Annotated in this window: 6 protein-coding genes; all 6 read right to left on the bottom strand. The window is 64.7% G+C overall.

Annotated elements, in window-relative coordinates:
• On the bottom strand, positions 1-917 hold a 917-nt coding region (locus tag EOA29_RS22935; protein WP_145969750.1), incomplete at its 3' end, for a glutamine synthetase family protein.
• Between the two features lie 409 nt (positions 918-1,326).
• Positions 1,327-2,088 carry a glucose 1-dehydrogenase gene (locus EOA29_RS22930; protein WP_126091826.1) on the bottom strand — a complete coding sequence of 254 codons (762 nt, stop codon included), beginning with the start codon at positions 2,086-2,088 and terminating at the stop codon, positions 1,327-1,329.
• A gap of 11 nt (positions 2,089-2,099) precedes the next feature.
• A complete protein-coding gene (locus tag EOA29_RS22925; protein ID WP_126091825.1) occupies positions 2,100-2,912 on the bottom strand; it encodes an ABC transporter permease in 813 nt (270 codons plus the stop codon).
• Positions 2,912-3,775 (bottom strand): ABC transporter permease, encoded by an 864-nt coding sequence (locus EOA29_RS22920; protein WP_126091824.1) that lies wholly within the window; start codon positions 3,773-3,775, stop codon positions 2,912-2,914. The genes EOA29_RS22925 and EOA29_RS22920 overlap by 1 nt, the downstream gene beginning before the upstream one ends.
• Positions 3,776-3,852: 77 nt before the next feature.
• The gene (locus EOA29_RS22915) at positions 3,853-5,016 is read right to left on the bottom strand and encodes a spermidine/putrescine ABC transporter substrate-binding protein (RefSeq protein ID WP_126091823.1); all 1,164 of its coding nucleotides are present in this window, start codon (positions 5,014-5,016) and stop codon (positions 3,853-3,855) included.
• A partial coding sequence (locus EOA29_RS22910; RefSeq protein ID WP_145969749.1) for an ABC transporter ATP-binding protein occupies positions 4,997-5,685 on the bottom strand: 689 nt, incomplete at its 5' end. The genes EOA29_RS22915 and EOA29_RS22910, both read right to left, overlap by 20 nt.

The following is a 5,685-nucleotide window of genomic DNA, read 5'->3' as shown; positions in this document are numbered from 1 at the left end:
GGGATGTATTTCTGCAGGCCGCCGATGAAGTGCGCGAACATCTCGCTGTCCTCGCCGTCTTTGCCGGCGAACAAGGGCTCGCCGCTCTCGTCGACGATCGACATATGCAGGTGCATCGAGCTGCCGGCCTGCGCCGCGATCGGTTTCGCCATGAAGGTGGCGTGCATGCCGTTCGCCTGCGCCGCCTGCCGCGCAATACGTTTGAACAGCAGCGCCTTGTCGGCCAGCGCCAGCGGATCGCCATGCAGGAAGTTGATTTCCAACTGCGCCGTGCCGGATTCATGGATCAGCGTGTCGAGCGGCAACCCAGCCGCCGCCGAATGCGCATAGATGCGTTGGATAACCGGCTCGAACTCCTCCAGCGCCTGCATGTCGTAAGGATGCTGCACGTTTTCCGGACGGCCGTTGCGCCCAACCGGCGCGGTCAGCGGCCGGTCCGGATCGGGGTTTGGCGCCGTGAGATAGAATTCCAGCTCCGGCGCCATCACCGCGCGCCAGCCGCGCCGACGGTAGAGATCGAGCACGGCCCGCAGCACATGGCGCGGCGAGGCCATCCATGGCCGGTCGTCCATGTGGAATGTGTCGGCAAAGACATAGGCCTTGCCGGCGCCGGCGCCCGGCGCATGGCAAAGCGTCGACAGGTCCGGCACCATGCGCATGTCGGGGTCCTGATAGGCAAAGCCCTCATCGATGGAGCCGGAATAGCGGCCGTCGATGGCGACCAGGAAGGCACTGCTCGGCAGGCAAAGCGCCCGGTCCTCGAGCGACTTGAGGAACTTGGCCGCCGGCAAGGCCTTGCCGCGCAGCACGCCGTTGACGTCGGGCACGAGGCATTCGACCTCGTTTATCCCATGCGTTGTCAGCCAGCTTTGCGGATCGGCGCTGCTGGAGGGTGAAAAGTCCTGTTTATCAAGCATCGGTCATGTCCGTACGAAGGAGAGATCGCTTCGGCGGGCACGTCCGTTCCGGGCAGATGTTTATGTAAGCTGCGCTATCCGAAGGACGCCCGCCTGATGGCCGGCCCGGAGGCCGGATTGAGCGTCCTCGCTACCCCTTCGGTCCAACCATCACGAACGACATGCGAGCCGACCTTGGTCTCCTCCGCGCGTTGCAAATTCTCGTGCCGGCAGCAGCGCATGATCAGTGATATCCCGCCGAAGCGCGGTTTCTTGCGGCCGGAATTGAAAACGGCCGAGAGCGGGAGAGCCTTTTTGCCACTTGTACGGCAAGCCTCGTCTAGGAACCTGACCTATGGTTTGACCGATCGTTGCTTCCGGCGCAAGCACGCTTCGCCGAACAGGCTCATCGCACTTCCGGGCCGGCGCCTCAGCCGATGCTCTCGCCACCGTCCACGACCAGCGCCTGGCCGGTCATGAAGGACGAGCGGTCGGAGACGAGGAACAGGATCGCTTCGGCGATCTCCTGCGCGCTCGCCCAGCGCCCCATCGGGATCTTGGTGCGGACATAGTTTTCGATCGCATCGCGCCCGCCCATCTGGGCGATGAACGGCTCGTTGAACGGCGTGTCGACCCAGCCCGGGCAGAGCGCGTTGATGCGCACATTGTGCTTGGCGTAGTCGAGCGACATCTGCCTGGTCATCGCCACCACGGCGTGCTTCGACGTGGCGTAGGCGATCATCTCGCGATCGTAGAAAACGCCGGAATTCGAAGCGGTGTTGAGGATGACGCCGCCGCCCTGCGCGATCATCGCCGGCATTACCGTCTTGGCAGCGAGGAACTGGGCCCGCACATTGATCCGCCACGAGGCGTCCATGCCGTCGGTGCTCACTTCGGTCAGCGTGCCGCCGACCTGGATGCCGGCGTGGCTGTGCAGGATGTCGATCCGGCCATGCTTGTCCAGCGTTCCCGCGATCAGACCCTCGACCGCCGTGTCGCTGCCTACATCGGCGGCGACCGCTTCGGCGCGGCCGCCGGCTTGGCGGATGTCGGACGCGGTGGCTTCGCCGGCCGTCCGGTCCCGGTCGGCGATCACCACGACCGCCCCCTCGCTTGCCATGATCATGGCGCCGGCGCGCCCGATGCCCGACCCCGCGCCCGTCACCACGGCGATGCGATCTTTCAAAATCATGGATTTGTCTTTCAAGGCGATGGCTTTCGTCGGCCGAGCTGCCACTGGGCGAGCAGGACGAGCAGGACCGAGGCGGCGAGCACGATCGTCGCGACGGCATTGATCTCCGGCGTCACGCCGCGCCGGATCGAGGCAAAGACATAGATCGGCAGTGTCGTCTGCGCGCCGGCGACGAAGAAGGCGATGATGAAATCGTCGAAGGAGAAGGTGAAGGCAAGCAGGAAGCCGGCGATCACCGCCGGCATGATCTGCGGCAGCACGATCGAACGGAACGTCGTCAGCGGCGTGGCATAGAGGTCGCTCGACGCCTCGACCAGGTTGCGGTCGAGGCTGCTGAGCCGCGTGCCGACGATCATCGTCACCAGCGCCATCGAGAACAGGCCGTGTGCAGCGATGATCGAGCCATAGCCGAGCGCAAGCCGCGGCGGCTGGTCGGTCGGCCACAGCGAAGCGAGGAACGGATTGACGACGGCAAAGAGCTGCACCAGCGCGACCAGCGTCGAAATGCCGATGACGACGCCCGGCACCACGATCGCGGCGCCCAGCAGCGCATCGAACAGCGCCCGTGTCCGCACGCCGACGCGTTGCAGCCCAAGCGCGGCGGCCGTGCCGCAAACGGCCGCGAGCAGCGCGCTGGTAGCGGCGATGAACAGGCTGTTCTTCAGCGCCTCGACCAGGAACGGATTCGACAGCGCCTTGCCGTACCATTGCACCGAGAAGCCGGTGAACTCGCTGGCATGCTGGCCGGCATTGAAGGAGAACAGCACGACCAGCGCGATCGGCAGATAAAGGAAGGCAAAGACGGCGACGACGAAGGCGCGCATCAGATCAGATCCACCCGGCGTGCGCCCGACAACCGGGTCGAGATGCGGTTGGCGACGATCAGCACCGCCACCGAGACCAGCACCAGGGTGATGGCGATCGCCGATCCGAACGGCCAGTTGCGCGACTGCAGGAAGAGGTCGACCAGCGCGTTGCCGATGAAGAACACCTTGCCGCCGCCGAGCAGCGTCGGGATCAGATATTCGCCGAGCAGCAGGATCATCACCAGGGAGAAGCCGGTCATCACGCCGGGCAGCGAAAGTCTCAGCGTCACGCCGAGGAATGTGAACAAAGGCGTAGCGCCGAGATCGGCGGACGCCTCCAACAGCCGGCGGTCAAGCCGCTCCAGGCTGACATAGATCGGCAGGATCATCAGCGGCAGATAGCCGTAGACGATGCCGAGCAGCACCGCGCCCGGCGTGTTGATCAGCCTGAGATCCTCGATCCCGACATAGGCGAGCAGGGCCGGGATGCCGCGCCCGCCAAGGATGTACATCCAGGCATAGGTGCGCATCAGAAGGCTGGTCCAGAACGGGATGACGATCAGCGCGAGCAGGATCAACCGCCAGCGCTGCGGCGCGCGCAGCGCCAGATAGTAGGCGACGGGGTAAGCGACGAGCAGGCAGGCGAACGCGCCGACCGGCGCCAGCACCATCGTGTTCCAGAACGCGGTCGCCCGCGCCGGCAGATTGGCATATTGCGCGAACGTCAGCGCAGCCTGGTATCCACCCTCGGGCGCCCGCTCGCCGACGCTGAAGATGGCGATGGCTATGAACGGCAGGACCAGGAAGACAACAAGCCACAGCGTCGCCGGAGCGAGCAGCAGCGCGGTCAGTAGGTTTTTGCGAACAAGATTGCCGCGCATCGAAACAGCCGTTTGGGCGCCGGCGGGCATCTGCCCGCCGGTCGATTTGTCTGGATCGGATTTGTGGCCGGCCGGTCTCAAGCCGACTTGAAGCGCGCCATCAGCTCGGCACGGCCCGGATCGGTGAGCGTCGCGGCGGCGCCGAATTCGAGCGGCTTCAAAAGGTCGGCGGCCGGATAGAGGATCGGATTGTCGAGTACCTCCTTCGGCAGCAGCGCGTTGACCCGCGCGTCGGTCGAGGGCGCGCCATTGGCCAGATGCTCCTTCACCGCCACCTTCGGGTTCATCAGGTAGTTGAGCAGCGCATAGCCGGCCGGCTTGTTCGGCGCATCCTTCGGGATGGCGTAGAAGTCGGTCCAGATCTCGCCGCCTTCCTTACCGAGCACATAGGCGATCTCGGCAATGTCGCGATGGAGCTGCGCTCCGTCATTGGTCCAGCACATCGTCATCCAGGCGTCGCCCGAGCGCATCGACGGCTGGTAGTCGCTCGACACCGCGAACAGATGCGGCTTGACCTTGAGCAGCAGTTCCTCGGCCTTGGCGAGTTCGTCCTGCTTCAGCGAGTTGAACGAGTAGCCGTAATATTTCAGCGCGTTGCCGATCGTGGTGAGCTGGTAGTCATGCACCATGGTGCGGCCGTCGCCTTCCGCCATGGCCGTGTCCCAGAACTCCTTCCAGCTCGACATCGGCTTGGCGAGCTTCTTGGTGTTGACCGCAAAGCCGGTCGTACCCCAGTTCTTCGGCACGGCGTAGATCGTCCCGTCGATCGTGCCTTCGGCGGTGAAGCGCGCGTCCTCCTGCGAGCCATCGAAATTGCCGAGCTTTGCCATGTCCAGCGGCTCGATGATGCCGAGCTTCTTATAGGTCGAGATGGTGTAGTTGGTCGGCACGAACAGGCTCCAGCCCGAGCCGCCGGCCTGCAGCTTGGCCAGCATCTCCTCGTTCGAGCCGAAGACATTGACCTCGACGGCGACGCCCGTCTCGGCCTTGAAGTTCTCGAAGGTTTGCGGGTCGTGATAGTTCGGCCAGGTAGCGATCGACATGCGGTCGCCGAGGTTTTCGGCGGCAAGGGCCGGTGTCGGCATGATGCCAAGCTCGCGCGCCATCACTGCGGTGGCGACGCCAAGGCCAGTGAGGCCGAGGAAGTCGCGCCGGCTGATCGAGCCGCGCTTCAGGCGCATCAATTGGTCGACGAATTTCTCGGGGCTTATCGGTAGTCCGTCACGATAGGATTTCGACATGTTGGTCTTCCCTCTGGTTGGTCCCGTTGTTCTTAGGCTGCGGAAACGCCAGCGGCGCTCCGGCGGCAAAGCCGATGGCGACGGGTTCGCCCGGCTTGAAGAGGTTGCCCTGGCCGATCACGTGATCGGCCTTGGCGAGCAGTGATCCGATGCCCTGGACCTCGACCGCGTATTCGGCGGTCGAGCCGAGGAAAATCCGGTTGCGGACGATGCCCTTCAGGCTGCCGCCTCCGGGCGCGGAGAGGCTGAGCGATTCCGGCCGCAGGCTGACGGATACGGCCTCACCCCTGCTGAGCGGCGCCCGCTTGCGGGCAGCGATGACCGTGCCGTCGGAGAGCGCCACGTCGACGAGGTCGCCGGAAAGACCCGCCACTTTGCCGCTCAAAAGATTGGTCTTGCCGACGAAATCGGCGACGAACAGGTCCGCCGGCTCGTCATAGATCTCGCTCGGCTGGCCGAGTTGGACGACGCGGCCGCCATTCATAACGCAGACGAAGTCGCTCATCGACAGCGCTTCCTCCTGGTCGTGGGTGACCAGCACGAAGGTGATGCCGATGTCGCGCTGCAGGTTCTGCAGCTCGATCTGCATGTCGGTGCGCAGCTTCTTGTCGAGCGCCGCCAGCGGCTCGTCGAGCAGAAGCACCGCCGGCTTGTTGACCAGTGCGCGGG

It is taken from the genome of Mesorhizobium sp. M1E.F.Ca.ET.063.01.1.1 (assembly GCF_003998155.1).
Taxonomy (GTDB): Bacteria; Pseudomonadota; Alphaproteobacteria; order Rhizobiales; family Rhizobiaceae; genus Mesorhizobium.
This window is presented reverse-complemented; position numbering and strand designations above follow the sequence as displayed.